Origin of the sequence: Pseudomonas sp. P39-UII1 (assembly GCF_039672635.1) — a bacterium.
Classification (GTDB): domain Bacteria; phylum Pseudomonadota; class Gammaproteobacteria; order Pseudomonadales; family Pseudomonadaceae; genus Aquipseudomonas.
Window position 1 is genome coordinate 1 of sequence record NZ_JBDFPP010000037.1, and the last position, 17,881, is coordinate 17,881.

Below are 17,881 nucleotides of genomic sequence, written 5' to 3' on the forward strand. Positions count from 1 at the left end.
GGAGCGGCTCCGCTTCAAGACCTTCCCTCGATGATCAGTCGAGAACTTTCGCCTCTTGGGAGGCGAAAGTCGAGATACAAGGAGCGGCTTTAGCCGCGATGCGCCGCGCGGGCGGCGCTCGATCTCACAGGCACCACTCCCCTCACGCCAAGCACCTACCCGCCCCACCCCTCACCAAGGCATGCAAAGGCAGAACCCAGAATCCGGACTATGCTTGGGGCTCCATCTTTCTGGCCATCAACGCGACACCTGCCGCGCTCCCTTCGCCGCCCCACAAGCGCTCAACCGATAAAGTATTGACCCAGAGCGGTGCACGGGCCGTCGGAAGCTGCTAGAACAGGAGTCTTTCGCATTTGCAAGTAGGGCAAATCGCCAGATGAACTTTACAAGGCACAGAACAGCCAAATTACATGGCATCAGGTCAAATGATATTAATTATCATTACGGAACTTGTAATTCGTTACCAGTCGCAAGAAACATAATTAACAAAACCGCGTGCAATGCCCGAATTTCAAGGCTTTCAGCCAGTTACGAAGGGCTTTTGTTCTAAATGCTACGAATAAATTTGCGACAGAAATTTTACTTGCACCGGGTTTACCCATAAAATCAGCGCGATTGATTCAGCTGCGACATTTGGTCACTGCACCTGCGACACCACGTCGCCGCTTTACTTATTTCAGACTGCAGAGCTGGGTCTCTGTATAAGGATCTCTAGCATGTCCGATTCGGCAGGACTCATCGCCCACAACTGGGGCTTTGCCATCTTCCTTCTGGGTGTCGTCGGCCTGTGCGCCTTCATGCTCGGCCTGTCCAGCCTGCTCGGTAGCAAGGCATGGGGCCGCGCCAAGAACGAACCCTTCGAATCCGGCATGCTGCCCGTCGGCAGCGCCCGCCTGCGCCTGTCCGCCAAATTCTATCTGGTCGCGATGCTGTTCGTGATCTTCGATATCGAAGCCCTCTTTCTCTTTGCATGGTCTGTGTCCGTCCGCGAAAGCGGCTGGACCGGGTTCGTCGAAGCTCTCGTTTTCATAGCAATTCTGTTGGCAGGTCTTGTCTACCTATGGCGCGTCGGTGCTCTTGATTGGGCTCCCGAAGGTCGCCGCAAGCGGCAAGCGAAGCTGAAACAATGAGGCTTTGGCAATGCAATACAATCTCACCAGAATCGATCCGGATGCGCCTAACGAGCAGTACCCGGTAGGTGAACGGGAAACCGTCACCGACCAACTGCTAGAGGACCAGGTCCACAAGAACATCTACATGGGGAAACTCGAAGATGTGCTGCGTGGCGCGGTCAACTGGGGTCGCAAGAACTCCCTCTGGCCGTACAACTTCGGCCTGTCCTGCTGCTACGTGGAAATGACCACGGCCTTCACGGCGCCCCACGACATCGCCCGCTTCGGCGCCGAAGTCATCCGGGCCTCGCCGCGTCAGGCCGACTTCATGGTCATCGCCGGTACCTGCTTCATCAAGATGGCGCCGATCATTCAGCGCCTCTACGAGCAGATGCTCGAGCCGAAGTGGGTCATCTCCATGGGCTCGTGCGCCAACTCCGGTGGCATGTACGACATCTACTCGGTCGTTCAGGGGGTCGACAAGTTCCTCCCCGTGGACGTCTATGTGCCTGGCTGCCCGCCACGCCCTGAGGCTTTCCTGCAAGGCTTGATGCTGCTGCAGGAGTCGATCGGCCAAGAACGACGCCCGCTTTCCTGGGTTGTTGGTGATCAAGGTATTTACCGTGCCGAGATGCCAGCCCAGAAAGACCTGCGTCGTGAGCAGCGCATTGCAGTAACCAACCTGCGCAGCCCCGACGAAGTCTGATCCAGCGACCTGCCGCCCGCTCCCCCTGGAGCCGGCGGCCTGGCTTCATTCTTAACGTTGACCCAAAGCGACCGAGACCATGACAGCGGACAACGCTATTTTCATTCCGCCCTACAAGGCTGACGACCAGGATGTGGTCGTCGAACTGAACAACCGTTTTGGCGCCGAAGCATTCGTCGCCCAGGAAACCCGCACCGGCATGCCTGTGCTGTGGGTCAAACGCGCCCAGCTCAAAGAGGTGCTCAGCTTCCTGCGCGGTGTCGCCAAGCCCTACAGCATGCTGTACGACCTGCACGGCGTCGACGAGCGCCTGCGCACCCAGCGCCGCGGCCTGCCCGCCGCCGACTTCAGCGTGTTCTACCACCTGCTGTCGGTTGAACGTAACAGCGACGTGATGATCAAGGTGTCGCTCAGCGAAGGCGACCTGAACCTGCCGACCGTGACCGGCATCTGGCCAAACGCCAACTGGTACGAGCGCGAAGTCTGGGACATGTTCGGCATCGACTTTGCCGGCCACCCGCACCTGAGCCGCATCATGATGCCGCCCACCTGGGAAGGTCACCCGCTGCGCAAGGACTACCCGGCCCGTGCGACCGAGTTCGACCCTTACAGCCTGACCCTCGCCAAGCAACAGCTTGAAGAGGAATCGGCGCGTTTCAACCCGGAAGCCTGGGGCATGAAACGTCAGGGCGCCAACGAGGACTACATGTTCCTCAACCTCGGCCCCAACCACCCGTCCGCCCACGGTGCGTTCCGTATCGTCCTGCAGCTGGACGGCGAAGAGATCGTCGACTGCGTGCCAGACATCGGCTACCACCACCGTGGTGCCGAGAAGATGGCCGAGCGTCAGTCCTGGCACAGCTTCATCCCCTACACCGACCGTATCGACTACCTCGGCGGTGTGATGAACAACCTGCCGTATGTACTGGCGGTGGAAAAGCTGGCAGGCATCAAGGTGCCGCAGAAGGTCGACGTGATTCGCATCATGCTCGCCGAGTTCTTCCGCATCACCAGCCACCTGCTGTTCCTGGGTACCTATATCCAGGACGTCGGCGCCATGACCCCGGTGTTCTTCACCTTCACCGACCGCCAGCGCGCCTACACCGTGATCGAAGCGATCACCGGTTTCCGCCTGCACCCGGCCTGGTACCGCATTGGTGGCGTCGCCCACGACCTGCCGCGCGGCTGGGACAAGCTGGTCAAGGACTTCGTCGAGTGGCTGCCCAAGCGCCTGGACGAATACACCAAGGCTGCCCTGCAGAACAGCATCCTCAAGGGCCGTACCGTCGGCGTTGCCGCGTACAACACCAAGGAAGCGCTGGAATGGGGCACCACCGGTGCCGGCCTGCGTTCCACCGGTTGCGATTTCGACCTGCGTAAAGCACGCCCGTACTCCGGCTACGAGAACTTCGAGTTCGAAGTACCGCTGGCCCACAACGGTGATGCCTACGATCGCTGCATGGTCCGTGTCGAGGAGATGCGCCAGAGTATCCGCATCATCGACCAGTGCCTGCGCAACATGCCGGAAGGCCCGTACAAGGCGGACCACCCGCTGACCACGCCGCCGCCGAAAGAGCGCACCCTGCAGCACATCGAAACCTTGATCACGCACTTCCTGCAAGTCTCGTGGGGCCCGGTGATGCCGGCCAACGAGTCGTTCCAGATGATCGAGGCGACCAAGGGCATCAACAGTTACTACCTGACGAGCGATGGCGGCACCATGAGCTACCGCACCCGGATCCGCACCCCGAGCTACCCGCACCTGCAGCAGATCCCTTCGGTGATCAAAGGCAGCATGGTCGCCGACCTCATTGCGTACCTGGGCAGTATCGACTTCGTTATGGCTGACGTGGACCGCTAAGCATGAACAGCACGCTTATCCAGACAGACCGTTTCGCCCTTAGCGAAACCGAGCGCTCGGCCATCGAGCACGAAATGCATCACTACGAGGACCCGCGCGCGGCGTCCATCGAAGCCTTGAAGATCGTCCAGAAGGAACGTGGCTGGGTGCCGGACGGCGCCATTCACGCGATCGGCGAAGTGCTGGGCATCCCTGCCAGCGACGTCGAAGGTGTAGCCACCTTCTACAGCCAGATCTTCCGCCAGCCGGTTGGCCGCCACATCATCCGTGTGTGCGACAGCATGGTCTGCTACATCGGCGGCCATGAGTCGGTGGTCAGCCAGATCCAGAGCGAACTGGGCATCGGCCTCGGCCAGACCACGCCTGACGGGCGCTTCACCCTGCTGCCGGTATGCTGCCTGGGCAACTGCGACAAGGCCCCGGCGCTGATGATCGACGACGACACCTTTGGCGACGTGCAGCCTGCTGGCGTTACCAAACTGCTGGAGGGTTACGTATGACCATTACTTCCTTCGGCCCGGCCAACCGCATCGCGCGTTCGGCCGAAACCCACCCGCTGACCTGGCGCCTGCGTGACGACGGCGAGCCGGTCTGGCTGGCCGAGTACGAATCCAAGAACGGCTACGCCGCTGCCCGCAAGGCGCTGGCGCAGATGTCGCAGGACGACATCGTTCAGGCGGTCAAGGACTCCGGCCTCAAGGGCCGCGGCGGCGCGGGCTTCCCCACTGGCGTGAAGTGGGGCCTGATGCCCAAAGACGAATCCATGAACATCCGCTACCTGCTGTGCAACGCGGATGAAATGGAGCCGAACACCTGGAAGGACCGCATGCTGATGGAGCAACAGCCCCATCTGCTGGTCGAGGGCATGCTGATCAGCGCCCGCGCCCTCAAGGCCTACCGCGGCTATATCTTCCTGCGCGGCGAATACACCACCGCAGCGAAAAACCTCAACCGTGCCATCGATGAAGCCAAGGCCGCAGGCCTGCTGGGCAAGAACATCCTCGGTTCGGGCTTTGACTTCGAACTGTTCGTGCACACCGGTGCCGGCCGCTACATCTGCGGTGAAGAAACCGCACTGATCAACTCGCTGGAAGGCCGCCGCGCCAACCCGCGCTCCAAGCCGCCCTTCCCTGCCGCCGTCGGCGTGTGGGGCAAGCCGACCTGCGTAAACAACGTCGAGACCCTGTGCAACGTGCCGGCCATCGTCGCCAACGGCAACGACTGGTACAAGTCGCTGGCCCGCGAAGGCAGCGAGGACCACGGCACCAAGCTGATGGGTTTCTCCGGCAAGGTGAAGAACCCAGGCCTGTGGGAACTGCCGTTCGGCGTGACCGCCCGCGAGCTGTTCGAAGACTACGCCGGGGGCATGCGTGACGGTTTCAAGCTCAAGTGCTGGCAGCCAGGCGGCGCCGGTACCGGCTTCCTGCTGCCCGAGCACCTCGATGCGCAGATGTACGCCGGTGGTATCGCCAAGGTCGGCACCCGTATGGGTACTGGCCTGGCCATGGCGGTCGACGACAGCGTCAGCATGGTCTCGCTGCTGCGCAACATGGAAGAGTTCTTCGCCCGCGAATCGTGCGGCTGGTGCACCCCCTGCCGTGACGGCCTGCCGTGGAGCGTGAAGATGCTGCGCGCACTGGAAAACGGCCAGGGCCGTGCCGAAGACATCGAGACCCTGCTGGGTCTGGTCAACTTCCTCGGCCCAGGCCGCACCTTCTGTGCTCACGCACCGGGTGCCGTCGAGCCATTGGGCAGTGCCATCAAATACTTCCGCTCCGAGTTCGAGGCCGGTGTCGCACCAGCCAGTGCTGCCGACGCCCTGCGCCCGAACCTGGCCAAGCCAGTGCCGAGCGGGCCGATCGTGGTCGGCGCATAACAAGATGAGCTGCGGGTGGTCCGTGCCACCCGCCAGCCTGCAGGCCGGCCCGAACGATTCGTGGCGGGCCGCAGGCGTACAGATTTCCATTAGCCACGCCCGCTCACGCGGGCCAACGAAGAACTTTGAACAATGGCCACTATCCACGTAGACGGCAAAGCGCTCGAAGTCAACGGTGCAGACAACCTGTTACAGGCCTGTCTGTCACTCGGCCTCGACATCCCTTATTTCTGCTGGCACCCGGCGCTTGGTAGCGTTGGCGCCTGCCGGCAGTGTGCGGTCAAGCAGTACACCGACGAGAACGACACCCGTGGTCGTATCGTCATGTCGTGCATGACCCCTGCCTCCGACGGCACCTGGATCTCCATCGAAGATGACGAGTCCAAGGCATTCCGCGCCAGCGTCGTCGAGTGGCTGATGACCAACCACCCGCACGACTGCCCAGTGTGCGAGGAAGGCGGTCACTGCCACCTGCAGGACATGACGGTAATGACCGGCCACAACGAGCGCCGTTACCGTTTCACCAAGCGTACCCACCAGAACCAGGACCTCGGCCCGTTCATCGCCCACGAGATGAACCGCTGCATCGCCTGCTACCGCTGCGTGCGTTACTACAAGGACTACGCAGGCGGCACCGACCTGGGTGTCTATGGCGCCCACGACAACGTGTACTTCGGCCGCGTTGAAGACGGCGTGCTGGAGAGCGAGTTCTCCGGCAACCTGACCGAGGTCTGCCCGACCGGCGTGTTCACCGACAAGACCCACTCCGAGCGCTACAACCGCAAGTGGGACATGCAGTTCGCCCCAAGCATCTGCCACGGCTGCTCCAGCGGCTGCAACATCAGCCCGGGCGAGCGCTACGGCGAGCTGCGCCGGGTCGAAAACCGCTTCAACGGCTCGGTCAACCAGTACTTCCTTTGCGACCGTGGCCGCTTCGGCTATGGCTACGTCAACCGCACTGACCGCCCGCGCCAGCCACGCCTGGCCGATGGCACCAAGCTGAGCCTGGACGCCGCCCTGGACAAGGCCGCCGACCTGCTGCGCGGCCGCACCATCGTCGGTATCGGCTCGCCGCGCGCCAGCCTCGAAAGCAACTACAGCCTGCGTGAGCTGGTCGGCGCCGAGTACTTCTATTGCGGTATGGAAGCAGGCGAACTGGCCCGCGTGCGCCTGGCCCTGAACGTGCTGAACAAAAGCCCGCTGCCGGTGCCGACCCTGCGCGACATCGAAGACCATGACGCCGTGTTCGTGCTCGGTGAAGACCTGACCCAGACCGCCGCCCGTGTGGCGCTGTCCGTGCGCCAGGCCACCAAAGGCAAGGCCGAGGCCATGGCCGAAGCCATGAAAGTGCAGCCTTGGCTGGACGCCGCCGTGAAGAACATCGGCCAGCATGCGCTGTACCCGCTGTTCATCGCCTCGCTGGCTGAAACCAAGCTGGACGACGTGGCTGAAGAATGCGTACACGCAGCGCCTGCGGACCTGGCCCGCATCGGTTTCGCGGTGGCCCATGCCATCGACCCGAGCGCACCCGCAGTGGCTGGCCTGGACGAAGAAGCCAAGGCCCTGGCCCAGCGCATCGCCGACGCCCTGGTGGTGGCCAAGCGCCCCCTGGTCATCGCCGGTACTTCCCTGGCCGACCCGGCGCTGATCGAAGCCGCCGCCAACATCGCCAAGGCCCTCAAGCTGCGCGAGAAGAACGGTTCGCTGAGCCTGGTCGTGCCTGAGGCCAACAGCCTGGGCATGGCAATGATGGGTGGCGAGTCGGTCGATGCGGCGCTGGACGCAGTCATCAGCGGCAAGGCCGATGCCATCGTGGTTCTGGAAAACGACCTGTACACCCGCGTGCCGGCCGCCAAGGTCGATGCCGCGCTGGCTGCCGCCAAAGTGGTGATCGTCGCCGACCATTCCCACACCGCTACCCTGGAGCGCGCCCACCTGGTGCTGCCAGCGGCGTCGTTCGCTGAAGGCGACGGTACCCTGGTCAGCCAGGAAGGCCGTGCCCAGCGCTTCTTCCAGGTATTCGACCCGCAGTACCTGGACAGCAGCATCCTGGTCCATGAAGGCTGGCGCTGGATGCACGCCCTGCGTGCCACCCTGCTGAACAAGCCGGTCGACTGGACCCAGCTGGACCACGTCACCAGCGCCTGCGCCGAAGCCGCGCCGCAACTGGCCGGTATCGTCAACGCAGCACCCAGCGCCGCGTTCCGCATCAAGGGCATGAAGCTGGCGCGTGAGCCACTGCGCTACTCCGGCCGTACCGCCATGCGCGCCAACATCAGCGTGCACGAGCCACGTACCCCGCAAGACAAGGACACCGCGTTCGCCTTCTCGATGGAAGGCTACTCGGGCTCCGTCGAACCGCGCCAGCAGGTGCCGTTCGCCTGGTCGCCGGGCTGGAACTCGCCGCAAGCCTGGAACAAGTTCCAGGACGAGGTCGGTGGCCACCTGCGTGCCGGTGACCCGGGCGTGCGCCTGATCGAATCGCAAGGCGATCGCCTGAACTGGTTCAACGCCATCCCGGGTGCTTTCAACCCGGCCCGTGGCACCTGGACCGCCGTGCCGTTCTTCCACCTGTTCGGCAGCGAAGAAAACTCGTCGCGCGCCGCTCCGGTGCAAGAGCGCATTCAGCCTGCCTACGTGGCTCTGGCCAAGTCCGAAGCCGACCGCCTGGGTGTCAACGAAGGTGCCCTGCTGAGCCTGAACGTCGCCGGTGTGGCCCTGCGCCTGCCGCTGCGCATCAATGAAGAGCTGGGCGCTGGCCTGGTCGCGCTGCCGAAAGGCCTGGCCGGCATTCCGCCTGCCATCTTCGGTGCATCCGTCGAAGGCCTGCAGGAGGCAGCACAATGAGCTGGTTCACCCCCGAAGTGATCGATGTGATCATCCAGGTCGTCAAGGCCATCGTGGTGCTGCTGGCCGTCGTCGTCTGCGGTGCGCTGCTCAGCTTCGTCGAGCGTCGCCTGCTGGGCTGGTGGCAGGACCGCTACGGTCCTAACCGCGTCGGCCCGTTCGGCATGTTCCAGATCGCCGCCGACATGCTGAAGATGTTCTTCAAGGAAGACTGGAACCCGCCCTTCGTCGACAAGATGATCTTCACCCTGGCGCCGGTCGTGGCCATGAGCGCCCTGCTGATCGGCTTCTCGATCATCCCGATCACACCGGGCTGGGGCGTCGCCGACCTGAACATCGGCCTGCTGTTCTTCTTCGCCATGGCCGGCCTGTCGGTCTACGCGGTGCTGTTCGCCGGCTGGTCGTCGAACAACAAGTACGCCCTGCTGGGCAGCTTGCGTGCTTCGGCACAGACCGTGTCGTACGAAGTGTTCCTGGGCCTGGCGCTGATGGGCGTGGTGGTGCAGGTGGGCTCGTTCAACATGCGCGACATCGTTGAATACCAGGCCCAGAACCTGTGGTTCATCATTCCGCAGTTCTTCGGCTTCTGCACCTTCTTCATCGCTGGCGTCGCCGTGACTCACCGTCACCCGTTCGACCAGCCGGAAGCGGAACAGGAACTGGCCGACGGCTACCACATCGAGTATGCCGGCATGAAATGGGGCATGTTCTTCGTCGGTGAGTACATCGGCATCATCCTCATCTCGGCGCTGCTGGTCACCCTGTTCTTCGGTGGCTGGCACGGCCCGTTCGGCATCCTGCCGCAAGTGCCGTTCCTGTGGTTCGCGCTGAAGACCGCGTTCTTCATCATGCTGTTCATCCTGCTGCGCGCCTCGATCCCGCGCCCACGCTATGACCAGGTGATGGACTTCAGCTGGAAGTTCTGCCTGCCGCTGACCCTGATCAATTTGCTGGTGACCGCTGCGATCGTGCTTTACAACACGCCAGCCGTCGCGGCCCAGTGAGGATTTGACCCATGTTCAAGTATATCGGCGACATCGTTAAGGGCACCGGCACACAGCTGCGCAGCCTGGCCATGGTGTTCTCCCACGGGTTCCGCAAGCGCGACACCCTGCAGTACCCCGAAGAAGCTGTGTACCTGCCGCCGCGCTACCGTGGCCGTATCGTCCTCACCCGCGACCCCGATGGCGAAGAGCGCTGCGTGGCGTGCAACCTCTGCGCGGTGGCCTGCCCGGTTGGCTGCATCTCGCTGCAGAAGGCCGAGACCGAGGACGGCCGTTGGTATCCGGAGTTCTTCCGCATCAACTTCTCGCGCTGCATCTTCTGCGGCCTGTGCGAGGAAGCGTGCCCGACCACCGCGATCCAGCTGACCCCGGATTTCGAAATGGCCGAGTTCAAGCGTCAGGACCTGGTGTACGAGAAAGAAGATCTGCTGATCTCCGGCCCCGGCAAGAACCCTGACTACAACTTCTACCGTGTTGCGGGCATGGCGATCGCTGGCAAGCCGAAAGGCTCTGCGCAGAACGAGGCCGAGCCGATCAACGTGAAGAGCTTGCTCCCATAAGGACAGAAAGATGGAATTCGCTTTCTACTTCGCATCCGGGATCGCCGTGGTTTCCACCCTTCGTGTGGTCACCGGCACCAACCCCGTGCACGCCCTGCTCTACCTGATCATTTCGCTGATTTCCGTGGCAATGATCTTCTTCGCCCTGGGTGCGCCGTTCGCCGGCGCCCTGGAAGTGATCGCCTACGCCGGCGCCATCATGGTGCTGTTCGTGTTCGTGGTGATGATGCTCAACCTGGGGCCGGCCTCGGTCGCCCAGGAACGTGGCTGGCTCAAGCCGGGCATATGGGCGGGGCCGGTGATACTCGGCACCCTGCTGTTGCTGGAGCTGCTGTACGTGCTGTTCGTCACCCCGAGCGGTGCCGGCATCAGCGGCACCACCGTGGGCCCGAAAGAAGTGGGCATCAGCCTGTTCGGCCCGTACCTGCTGGTGGTCGAACTGGCTTCGATGCTGCTGCTCGCTGCAGCCGTCACCGCCTTCCACCTGGGCCGCAACGAGGCGAAGGAGTAAATCATGGGTGCTATCCCTCTCGAGCATGGTCTGGCGGTCGCCGGCATCCTGTTCTGCTTAGGTCTGGTTGGCCTGATGGTCCGCCGCAACATCCTCTTCGTGCTCATGAGCCTGGAAGTCATGATGAACGCCTCTGCCCTGGCGTTCGTCGTCGCCGGTGCCCGCTGGGTCCAGCCCGACGGCCAGGTGATGTTCATTCTGGTGATCAGCCTGGCAGCCGCCGAGGCCAGCATTGGCCTGGCGATCCTGCTGCAGCTGTATCGCCGCTTCCACACTCTCGACATCGATGCTGCCAGTGAGATGCGCGGATGAACCTTATCTTCCTGACTTTCGTCTTCCCCCTGATCGGCTTCTTGCTGCTGTCGTTCTCGCGCGGGCGGTTCTCGGAGAACCTGTCTGCCCTGATCGGCGTCGGCTCGGTCGGCCTCTCGGCCGCAACAGCCGCCTACGTCATCTGGCAATTCAATGTCGCTCCGCCTGAAGGTGGCGCATACAGCCAGCTGCTGTGGCAGTGGATGTCGGTGGACGGCTTTGCGCCGAACTTCACCCTGTACGTGGACGGCCTGTCGGTCACCATGCTCGGCGTGGTCACTGGTGTGGGCTTCCTGATCCACCTGTTCGCGTCCTGGTACATGCGTGGCGAAGCGGGCTACTCGCGCTTCTTCTCGTACACCAACCTGTTCATTGCCAGCATGCTGTTCCTGGTGCTGGGCGATAACTTGCTGTTCATCTACTTCGGCTGGGAAGGCGTGGGCCTGTGCTCGTACCTGTTGATCGGTTTCTATTACAGCAACCGCAACAACGGTAACGCGGCACTCAAGGCCTTCATCGTCACCCGTATCGGCGACGTGTTCATGGCCATCGGCCTGTTCATCCTGTTCGCCCAGCTGGGTACCCTGAATGTGCAGGAACTGCTGGTGCTGGCACCGCAGAAGTTCCAGGCAGGTGACACCTGGATGGTCCTGGCGACCCTGATGCTGCTGGGTGGCGCGGTCGGTAAATCGGCCCAGCTGCCGCTGCAGACCTGGCTGGCCGACGCGATGGCAGGCCCGACCCCGGTTTCGGCACTGATCCACGCCGCAACCATGGTGACCGCGGGCGTGTACCTGATCGCCCGTACCAACGGCCTGTTCCTGCTGGCGCCGGACATCCTGCACCTGGTCGGCGTGGTCGGCGGTGTGACCCTGGTGCTGGCCGGCTTCGCCGCGCTGGTACAGACCGATATCAAGCGTATCCTCGCCTACTCGACCATGAGCCAGATCGGTTACATGTTCCTGGCCCTGGGCGTCGGTGCCTGGGACGCGGCGATCTTCCACCTGATGACCCACGCCTTCTTCAAGGCCCTGCTGTTCCTTGCTTCCGGTGCGGTGATCGTTGCCTGCCACCACGAGCAGAACATCTTCAAGATGGGCGGCCTGTGGAAGAAACTGCCGTTGGCCTACGCCAGCTTCGTGGTCGGTGGCGCCGCCCTGGCAGCCCTGCCGATCGTGACCGTCGGTTTCTACTCCAAGGACGAGATCCTCTGGGAAGCCTTCGCCAGCGGCAACACCGGCCTGCTGTACGCTGGCCTGGTCGGTGCGTTCATGACCTCGCTGTACACCTTCCGCCTGATCTTCATCGCCTTCCATGGCGAAGCCAAGACCGAAGCCCACGCCGGCCACGGCATCAGCCACTGGCTGCCACTGGGCGTGCTGATCGTGCTGTCGACCTTCATCGGCGCCTGGATCACCCCACCGCTGGCAGGTGTGCTGCCTGAAAGCGCAGGCCATGCTGGCGGTGACGCCAAGCACTCGCTGGAGATCGCCTCGGGCGCCATCGCCATCGCCGGTATCCTGCTGTCGGCCATGCTGTTCCTGGGCAAGCGCCGCTTCGTCAGCGCCGTTGCCAACAGCGGCATCGGCCGCGTCCTGTCGGCCTGGTGGTTCGCCGCCTGGGGCTTCGACTGGATCTACGACAAGCTCTTCGTCAAACCTTACCTGCTGATCAGCCACATCCTGCGCAAGGACCCGGTTGACCGCAGCATCGGCCTGATCCCTCGGATGGCACGTGGTGGCCACGTCGCCATGAGCAAGACCGAGACCGGCCAGCTGCGCTGGTACACCGCTTCGATCGCCGTCGGTGCCGTGCTGGTACTCGGTGCTGTGGTAGTGGCTGCGGTATGACTATGAATCTTGCGACTTTGCCAAAGGAAACCAACCCGTCATGATTTTGCCTTGGCTGATCCTGATCCCCTTCATCGGCGGCTTCCTGTGCTGGCTGGGTGAGCGCTTCGGCGCCACCCTGCCGCGCTGGATCGCGCTGCTGACCATGTCCCTGCTGCTCGGCATCGGCCTGTATCTGTGGGGCACCGGCGACTACACCCTGGCCCCTGCTCCGGGCGCCGAACCTGCCTGGGCACTCGAATACAAAGTCGAGTGGATCAAGCGCTTCGGCATCAGCATCCACCTGGCCCTGGACGGCCTGTCACTGCTGATGATCCTGCTGACCGGCCTGCTCGGTGTGCTGTCGGTACTGTGCTCCTGGAAAGAGATCCAGCGCCACGTCGGCTTCTTCCACCTCAACCTGATGTGGATCCTCGGCGGCGTGGTCGGTGTGTTCCTGGCCCTGGACCTGTTCCTGTTCTTCTTCTTCTGGGAAATGATGCTGGTGCCGATGTATTTCCTCATCGCGCTCTGGGGTCACAGCTCTGCAGACGGCAAGAAGACCCGGATCTACGCTGCGACCAAGTTCTTCATCTTCACCCAGGCCAGCGGCCTGATCATGCTGGTGGCGATCCTTGGCCTGGTGCTGGTCAACTACAACACCACCGGCGTGCTCACCTTCAACTACAGCGACCTGCTCAAGGCCGAGCTGCCAGCGGGCGTCGAGTACGTGCTGATGCTGGGCTTCTTCATCGCCTTTGCGGTGAAGCTGCCGGTGGTGCCGTTCCACTCCTGGCTGCCTGATGCGCACGCCCAGGCGCCAACCGCAGGTTCCGTGGACCTGGCGGGTATCTTGCTGAAGACTGCGGCCTACGGCCTGCTGCGCTTCGCCCTGCCGCTGTTCCCGAACGCCTCGGCCGAGTTCGCGCCGATCGCCATGACCCTGGGCCTGATCGGTATCTTCTACGGTGCCTTCCTGGCGTTCGCGCAGTCCGACATCAAGCGCCTGATCGCCTTCTCCAGCGTTTCGCACATGGGCTTCGTGCTGATCGGGATCTACTCCGGCAGCCAGCAGGCCCTGCAAGGCGCGGTGATCCAGATGCTGGCCCACGGCCTGTCGGCCGCTGCGCTGTTCATCCTGTCCGGTCAGCTGTACGAGCGCCTGCATACCCGTGACATGCGCCAGATGGGTGGCATGTGGCACCGGATCGCGTACCTGCCTGCAATCAGCCTGTTCTTCGCTGCTGCCTCCCTGGGCCTGCCCGGCACCGGCAACTTCGTCGGCGAGTTCCTGATCCTGATCGGCAGCTTCGCCAGCGTGCCATGGATCACCGTGATCGCCACCACCGGCCTGGTCTTCGGCTCCGTCTACTCGCTGATCATGATCCACCGCGCCTACTTCGGCCCAAGCAAGAGCGACACCGTGCTGGCCGGCATGGACGGCCGCGAGATGATCATGGTGCTGGGCCTGGCGGTGCTGCTGATCGTGCTTGGTGTGTACCCGCAGCCGTTCCTCGACACTTCTGCCGCCACCATGAGTGGTGTGCAGCAGTGGCTCGGTTCCGCTTTCACTCAACTCGCTTCGGCCCGGTAAGAGCGCTATGGAATTCACCACACAACACTTCATCGCATTGGCGCCGATGCTGATCACCACCATCACCACGGTGGTGGTGATGCTGGCGATCGCCTGGAAGCGCAACCACTCGCAGACCTTCCTGCTGTCCACCGTGGGCCTGAACCTGGCCTTGCTGTCGATCTTGCCGGTACTGAAGGTCGCGCCGCTGGCGGTTACCCCGCTGATCACCATCGACAAGTTCGCCTGCCTGTACATGGCGATCATCCTGGTCGCCACACTGGCCTGCGTCACGCTTGCCCACGCTTACCTGGGCGAAGGCTCCAAGGGCTTCCCGGGCAACCGTGAAGAGCTCTACCTGCTGCTGCTGATGTCGGCACTCGGTGGGCTGGTGCTGGTCAGCGCCAACCACCTGGCCGGCCTGTTCATCGGCCTGGAGCTGCTGTCGGTGCCGGTCTACGGCCTGGTGGCGTATGCCTTCTTCAACAAGCGTTCACTGGAAGCGGGCATCAAGTACATGGTGCTGTCGGCTGCGGGTTCTGCCTTCCTGCTGTTCGGCATGGCACTGCTGTACGCCGATGCTGGCAGCCTGAGCTTCGACCAGATCGGCAAAGCGCTGGCAGCCACCAACATGCCAAGCCTGGTCGCGCAACTGGGCCTGGGCATGATGCTCGTGGGCCTGGCCTTCAAGCTGTCGCTGGTGCCGTTCCACCTGTGGACCCCGGACGTGTACGAAGGCGCCCCGGCGCCGGTGGCCGCGTTCCTGGCCACCGCCAGCAAGGTCGCTGTATTCGCCGTGGTAGTGCGCCTGTTCATGCTGTCCCCGGCAGCCAGCAGCGGCGTGCTGAGCACCGTGCTAGCCGTGATCGCAGTTGCCTCGATCCTGATCGGCAACCTGCTGGCGCTGACCCAGAGCAACCTCAAGCGTCTGCTCGGTTACTCGTCCATTGCCCACTTCGGCTACCTGCTCATCGCCCTGGTCGCAAGCAAGGGCCTGGCCCTGGAAGCCATGGGCGTGTACCTGGTCACCTACGTGATCACCAGCCTCGGCGCCTTCGGCGTGATCACCCTGATGTCCTCGTCTTACGGCGGCCGTGACGCCGATGCGCTGTACGAGTACCGCGGCCTGTTCTGGCGCCGCCCGTACCTGACCGCCGTACTGACCGTAATGATGCTGTCGCTGGCCGGCATCCCGCTGACCGCAGGCTTCATCGGCAAGTTCTACATCATCGCCACCGGCGTCGAGTCGCACCTGTGGTGGCTGGTCGGTGCCCTGGTGATCGGTAGCGCCATCGGCGTGTACTACTACCTGCGCGTCATGGTCACCCTGTACCTGGTCGAACCAAACCTGCGTCGCCACGACGCCCCGCTGAAGTGGGAACAGCGCACCGGTGGCGTCATGCTGCTGGCCATCGCCATCCTCGCCTTCGTGCTGGGTGTCTACCCGCAGCCGTTGCTGGAAATGGTCCAGCAGGCTGGCCTGCAACTGATCGGCTGACCTGCAGCGATCCTGAAGAACCCCGCCTCGGCGGGGTTTTTCTTTTTCCGGCCTACAGAACAAAAGCTGTGCTTCGTCTGACACTTGCAGCGTCAGATTCCCGCTTATCGCTCTGGAAGCCCTTGTCATGCGCCCTACCCTCCCCTTTTCCCTGCTGGCCCTGATGGTCACCAGCGCAGCCCAGGCCACCGGCCGCGTCGAACTCGACCAGGTATTGATCGAAGGCCAGCAACAGACCGAACTGGAAGACGCCGCCGAACGGCTGCGGGAAGTCCCCGGCGCCAGCAATCTGGTGGACATGAACCGGGTGGGGCAAGGCCGGGTTGCCAGCAACCAGGATGTGCTCGCCTATCAGCCTGGTGTTTTCGCCCAGTCGGCAGGCAACGATGGCATCAAGCTGTCGATCCGCGGCTCGGGCATCAACCGGGCGCCTGGCGCTCACGGCTCCGGGGTGTACACGATGTTCGACGGCCTGCCGCTGACCGGCCCGGGCGGTACGCCCTACGAGCTGTTCGAACCGCTATGGTTGAGCCGCGCCGAAGTGCTGCGCGGGGCCAACGGCTTCGATCAGGGCGCCCTGGCGCTTGGCGGTGCCATCAACTATGTCACCCATACCGGCTACGATGCCGCGCCGTTGCAGGTGCGTTACGAGGTCGGCAGCCGGGGCTACCAGCACCGGCATATCAGCTCTGGCCAGGTACTGGGTAACCTCGATTATTACGTGGCCCTGACCGACTCCGAATACGACGGTTATCAGCACCACAGCAGTGGCAGCGCCAAGGGCATCGCGGCGAATGTCGGCTACCGTTTCAACCCGAACCTGGAAACCCGCTTCTACTTGCGCTACAGGGAAACCGAGAACGACCTGGCCGGGCGCCTGACCAAGGACCAGATCAAGCACGACCCGCGTGCTGCCAACGCGGCCTACCTGGCGCGCGACGACAGCCGGCCACAACCGGGCAGTACCTGGGTGGCCAACAAGACCACCTTCTACCTCGAGGACGATGCCCGCCTGGAAGCCGGGCTGGTGTATCACGACTTCCCGATGGACCTGCGCGAAGGCCCGATGCGCTTGAAGGTTGCCTACAGCGATGTCAGTGGCACGCTGAATTACTCGCGCCGCGACACCCTGCTCGGGCACGAGAGCAAGACCACCTTCGGCTGGCGCACCACCAAGCACCTGCCCAACAGTGGTGCCTCGCAGTTTGCGCGTACCAGCGGCGACAACTTCGGGGCGCGTAGCCGCGACTTCAGCTACCAGGGGTCGGACACCGTGCTGCATGTGGGCAACGACCTGGAGCTGGTCCCGGACCTGTGGCTGACAACCGGCCTGGCGATGATCTACACCCGCCGAGAAAGCGACGTCACCTACCCCGCCACGGGCGGCAAGGTCAGCCAGCACGACTGGGACTACGCGCCACGCCTGGGCCTGCGTTATGACTTCAGCCCGCAACTGCAGGTGTATGGCAACCTGAGCCGGTCCGTCGAGCCGCCACACCCGTGGTCGCTGATCTGGAGCTCCACGGTCGCCACGCAGCCGATCGAGATGCAAAACCAGACCGCCACCACGCTGGAACTGGGCGCACGCGGCGATTCGGTGCTGGGGCGATGGGACCTGGCCTGGTACTACTCGCAGGTACGCCACGAACTGTTGGCCGTGGAAATCGTGCAAGGCCAACCGGCCAAGGAGTTCAATGCCAGCGCTACCGTGCACCAGGGTGTTGAAGCCGGGCTGGACAGCACGCTGTGGGAGCGCCCCGGCACAGGCAAGCTGAGCCTGCGCCAGGCTTATACCTTCAGTGATTTCCACTACCGCGACGATGACACGTTTGGCGACAACCGCTTGCCAGGCATCCCGATGCACTACTACCAGGCCGAACTGCGCTACGACTGGCCAAGCGGCTTCTACGCCGGGGTCAACACACAGATGGCCTCCAAGGTGCAGGTGGACTACGCCAACAGTTACCATGCCGACGCCTATGCGCTGCTGGGCGCACGGCTGGGCTGGGACTCGCCGAAGCAGGACTGGCAGACATGGCTGGACCTGCGCAACCTGACCAACAAACGCTATGCCGCGACGGTGACGCCGGGGTACAACGATGCCGGTCAGGACATTGCCCGCTCGACACCCGGTGAAGGGTTTGGGGTGTACGCCGGGGTGTCGTACAGCTTCCGTTAGTCAAATGCCCAGG

14 protein-coding genes are annotated in these 17,881 nt (G+C 63.2%); all 14 read left to right on the plus strand.

Features of this window, described 5'->3' with window-relative positions; all coding sequences use genetic code 11:
* The first annotated feature begins 716 nt into the window (after nucleotides 1-716).
* The 14 genes from ABEH27_RS24925 to ABEH27_RS24990 all read left to right on the plus strand — a co-directional run bounded on the left by ABEH27_RS24925 (nucleotide 717) and on the right by ABEH27_RS24990 (nucleotide 17,868).
* On the plus strand, nucleotides 717-1,130 hold the full coding sequence (locus tag ABEH27_RS24925; RefSeq protein ID WP_003251427.1) for an NADH-quinone oxidoreductase subunit A: 414 nt from the start codon (nucleotides 717-719) through the stop codon (nucleotides 1,128-1,130).
* Between the two features lie 10 nt (nucleotides 1,131-1,140).
* Nucleotides 1,141-1,818 (plus strand): NADH-quinone oxidoreductase subunit B, encoded by a 678-nt coding sequence (locus tag ABEH27_RS24930; RefSeq protein WP_012313769.1) that lies wholly within the window; start codon nucleotides 1,141-1,143, stop codon nucleotides 1,816-1,818.
* 79 nt (nucleotides 1,819-1,897) lie between these two features.
* Entirely contained in the window at nucleotides 1,898-3,679 is a 1,782-nt protein-coding gene (nuoC, locus tag ABEH27_RS24935; protein WP_346616122.1) for an NADH-quinone oxidoreductase subunit C/D, read from the plus strand.
* A 2-nt stretch (nucleotides 3,680-3,681) separates the two neighbouring features.
* On the plus strand, nucleotides 3,682-4,179 hold the full coding sequence (gene nuoE / locus ABEH27_RS24940; RefSeq protein ID WP_008096184.1) for an NADH-quinone oxidoreductase subunit NuoE: 498 nt from the start codon (nucleotides 3,682-3,684) through the stop codon (nucleotides 4,177-4,179).
* A complete protein-coding gene (nuoF, locus tag ABEH27_RS24945; RefSeq protein ID WP_346616123.1) occupies nucleotides 4,176-5,555 on the plus strand; it encodes an NADH-quinone oxidoreductase subunit NuoF in 1,380 nt (459 codons plus the stop codon). The genes nuoE and nuoF overlap by 4 nt, the downstream gene beginning before the upstream one ends.
* A gap of 132 nt (nucleotides 5,556-5,687) precedes the next feature.
* Nucleotides 5,688-8,402 (plus strand): NADH-quinone oxidoreductase subunit NuoG, encoded by a 2,715-nt coding sequence (gene nuoG / locus ABEH27_RS24950; RefSeq protein ID WP_346616124.1) that lies wholly within the window; start codon nucleotides 5,688-5,690, stop codon nucleotides 8,400-8,402.
* Complete coding sequence (nuoH, locus tag ABEH27_RS24955) at nucleotides 8,399-9,406, plus strand: NADH-quinone oxidoreductase subunit NuoH (protein WP_012273297.1); 1,008 nt, start codon at nucleotides 8,399-8,401, stop codon at nucleotides 9,404-9,406. The genes nuoG and nuoH overlap by 4 nt, the downstream gene beginning before the upstream one ends.
* A gap of 11 nt (nucleotides 9,407-9,417) precedes the next feature.
* Complete coding sequence (gene nuoI, locus ABEH27_RS24960) at nucleotides 9,418-9,966, plus strand: NADH-quinone oxidoreductase subunit NuoI (protein ID WP_027592814.1); 549 nt, start codon at nucleotides 9,418-9,420, stop codon at nucleotides 9,964-9,966.
* A gap of 10 nt (nucleotides 9,967-9,976) precedes the next feature.
* A complete protein-coding gene (gene nuoJ, locus ABEH27_RS24965) occupies nucleotides 9,977-10,477 on the plus strand; it encodes an NADH-quinone oxidoreductase subunit J (RefSeq protein WP_012313764.1) in 501 nt (166 codons plus the stop codon).
* Nucleotides 10,478-10,480: 3 nt separating this feature from the next.
* Complete coding sequence (nuoK, locus tag ABEH27_RS24970; RefSeq protein WP_003251446.1) at nucleotides 10,481-10,789, plus strand: NADH-quinone oxidoreductase subunit NuoK; 309 nt, start codon at nucleotides 10,481-10,483, stop codon at nucleotides 10,787-10,789.
* The gene (nuoL, locus tag ABEH27_RS24975) at nucleotides 10,786-12,639 is read left to right on the plus strand and encodes an NADH-quinone oxidoreductase subunit L (RefSeq protein WP_346616125.1); all 1,854 of its coding nucleotides are present in this window, start codon (nucleotides 10,786-10,788) and stop codon (nucleotides 12,637-12,639) included. Before nuoK ends, nuoL begins: the two co-directional genes overlap by 4 nt.
* 40 nt (nucleotides 12,640-12,679) lie before the next feature.
* Entirely contained in the window at nucleotides 12,680-14,212 is a 1,533-nt protein-coding gene (nuoM, locus tag ABEH27_RS24980; RefSeq protein ID WP_346616126.1) for an NADH-quinone oxidoreductase subunit M, read from the plus strand.
* 7 nt (nucleotides 14,213-14,219) lie between these two features.
* Entirely contained in the window at nucleotides 14,220-15,689 is a 1,470-nt protein-coding gene (nuoN, locus tag ABEH27_RS24985; RefSeq protein WP_346616127.1) for an NADH-quinone oxidoreductase subunit NuoN, read from the plus strand.
* A gap of 163 nt (nucleotides 15,690-15,852) precedes the next feature.
* Nucleotides 15,853-17,868, plus strand: a complete 2,016-nt coding sequence (locus ABEH27_RS24990; RefSeq protein WP_346616145.1) for a TonB-dependent receptor — start codon at nucleotides 15,853-15,855, stop codon at nucleotides 17,866-17,868.
* Nucleotides 17,869-17,881 lie beyond the last annotated feature (13 nt).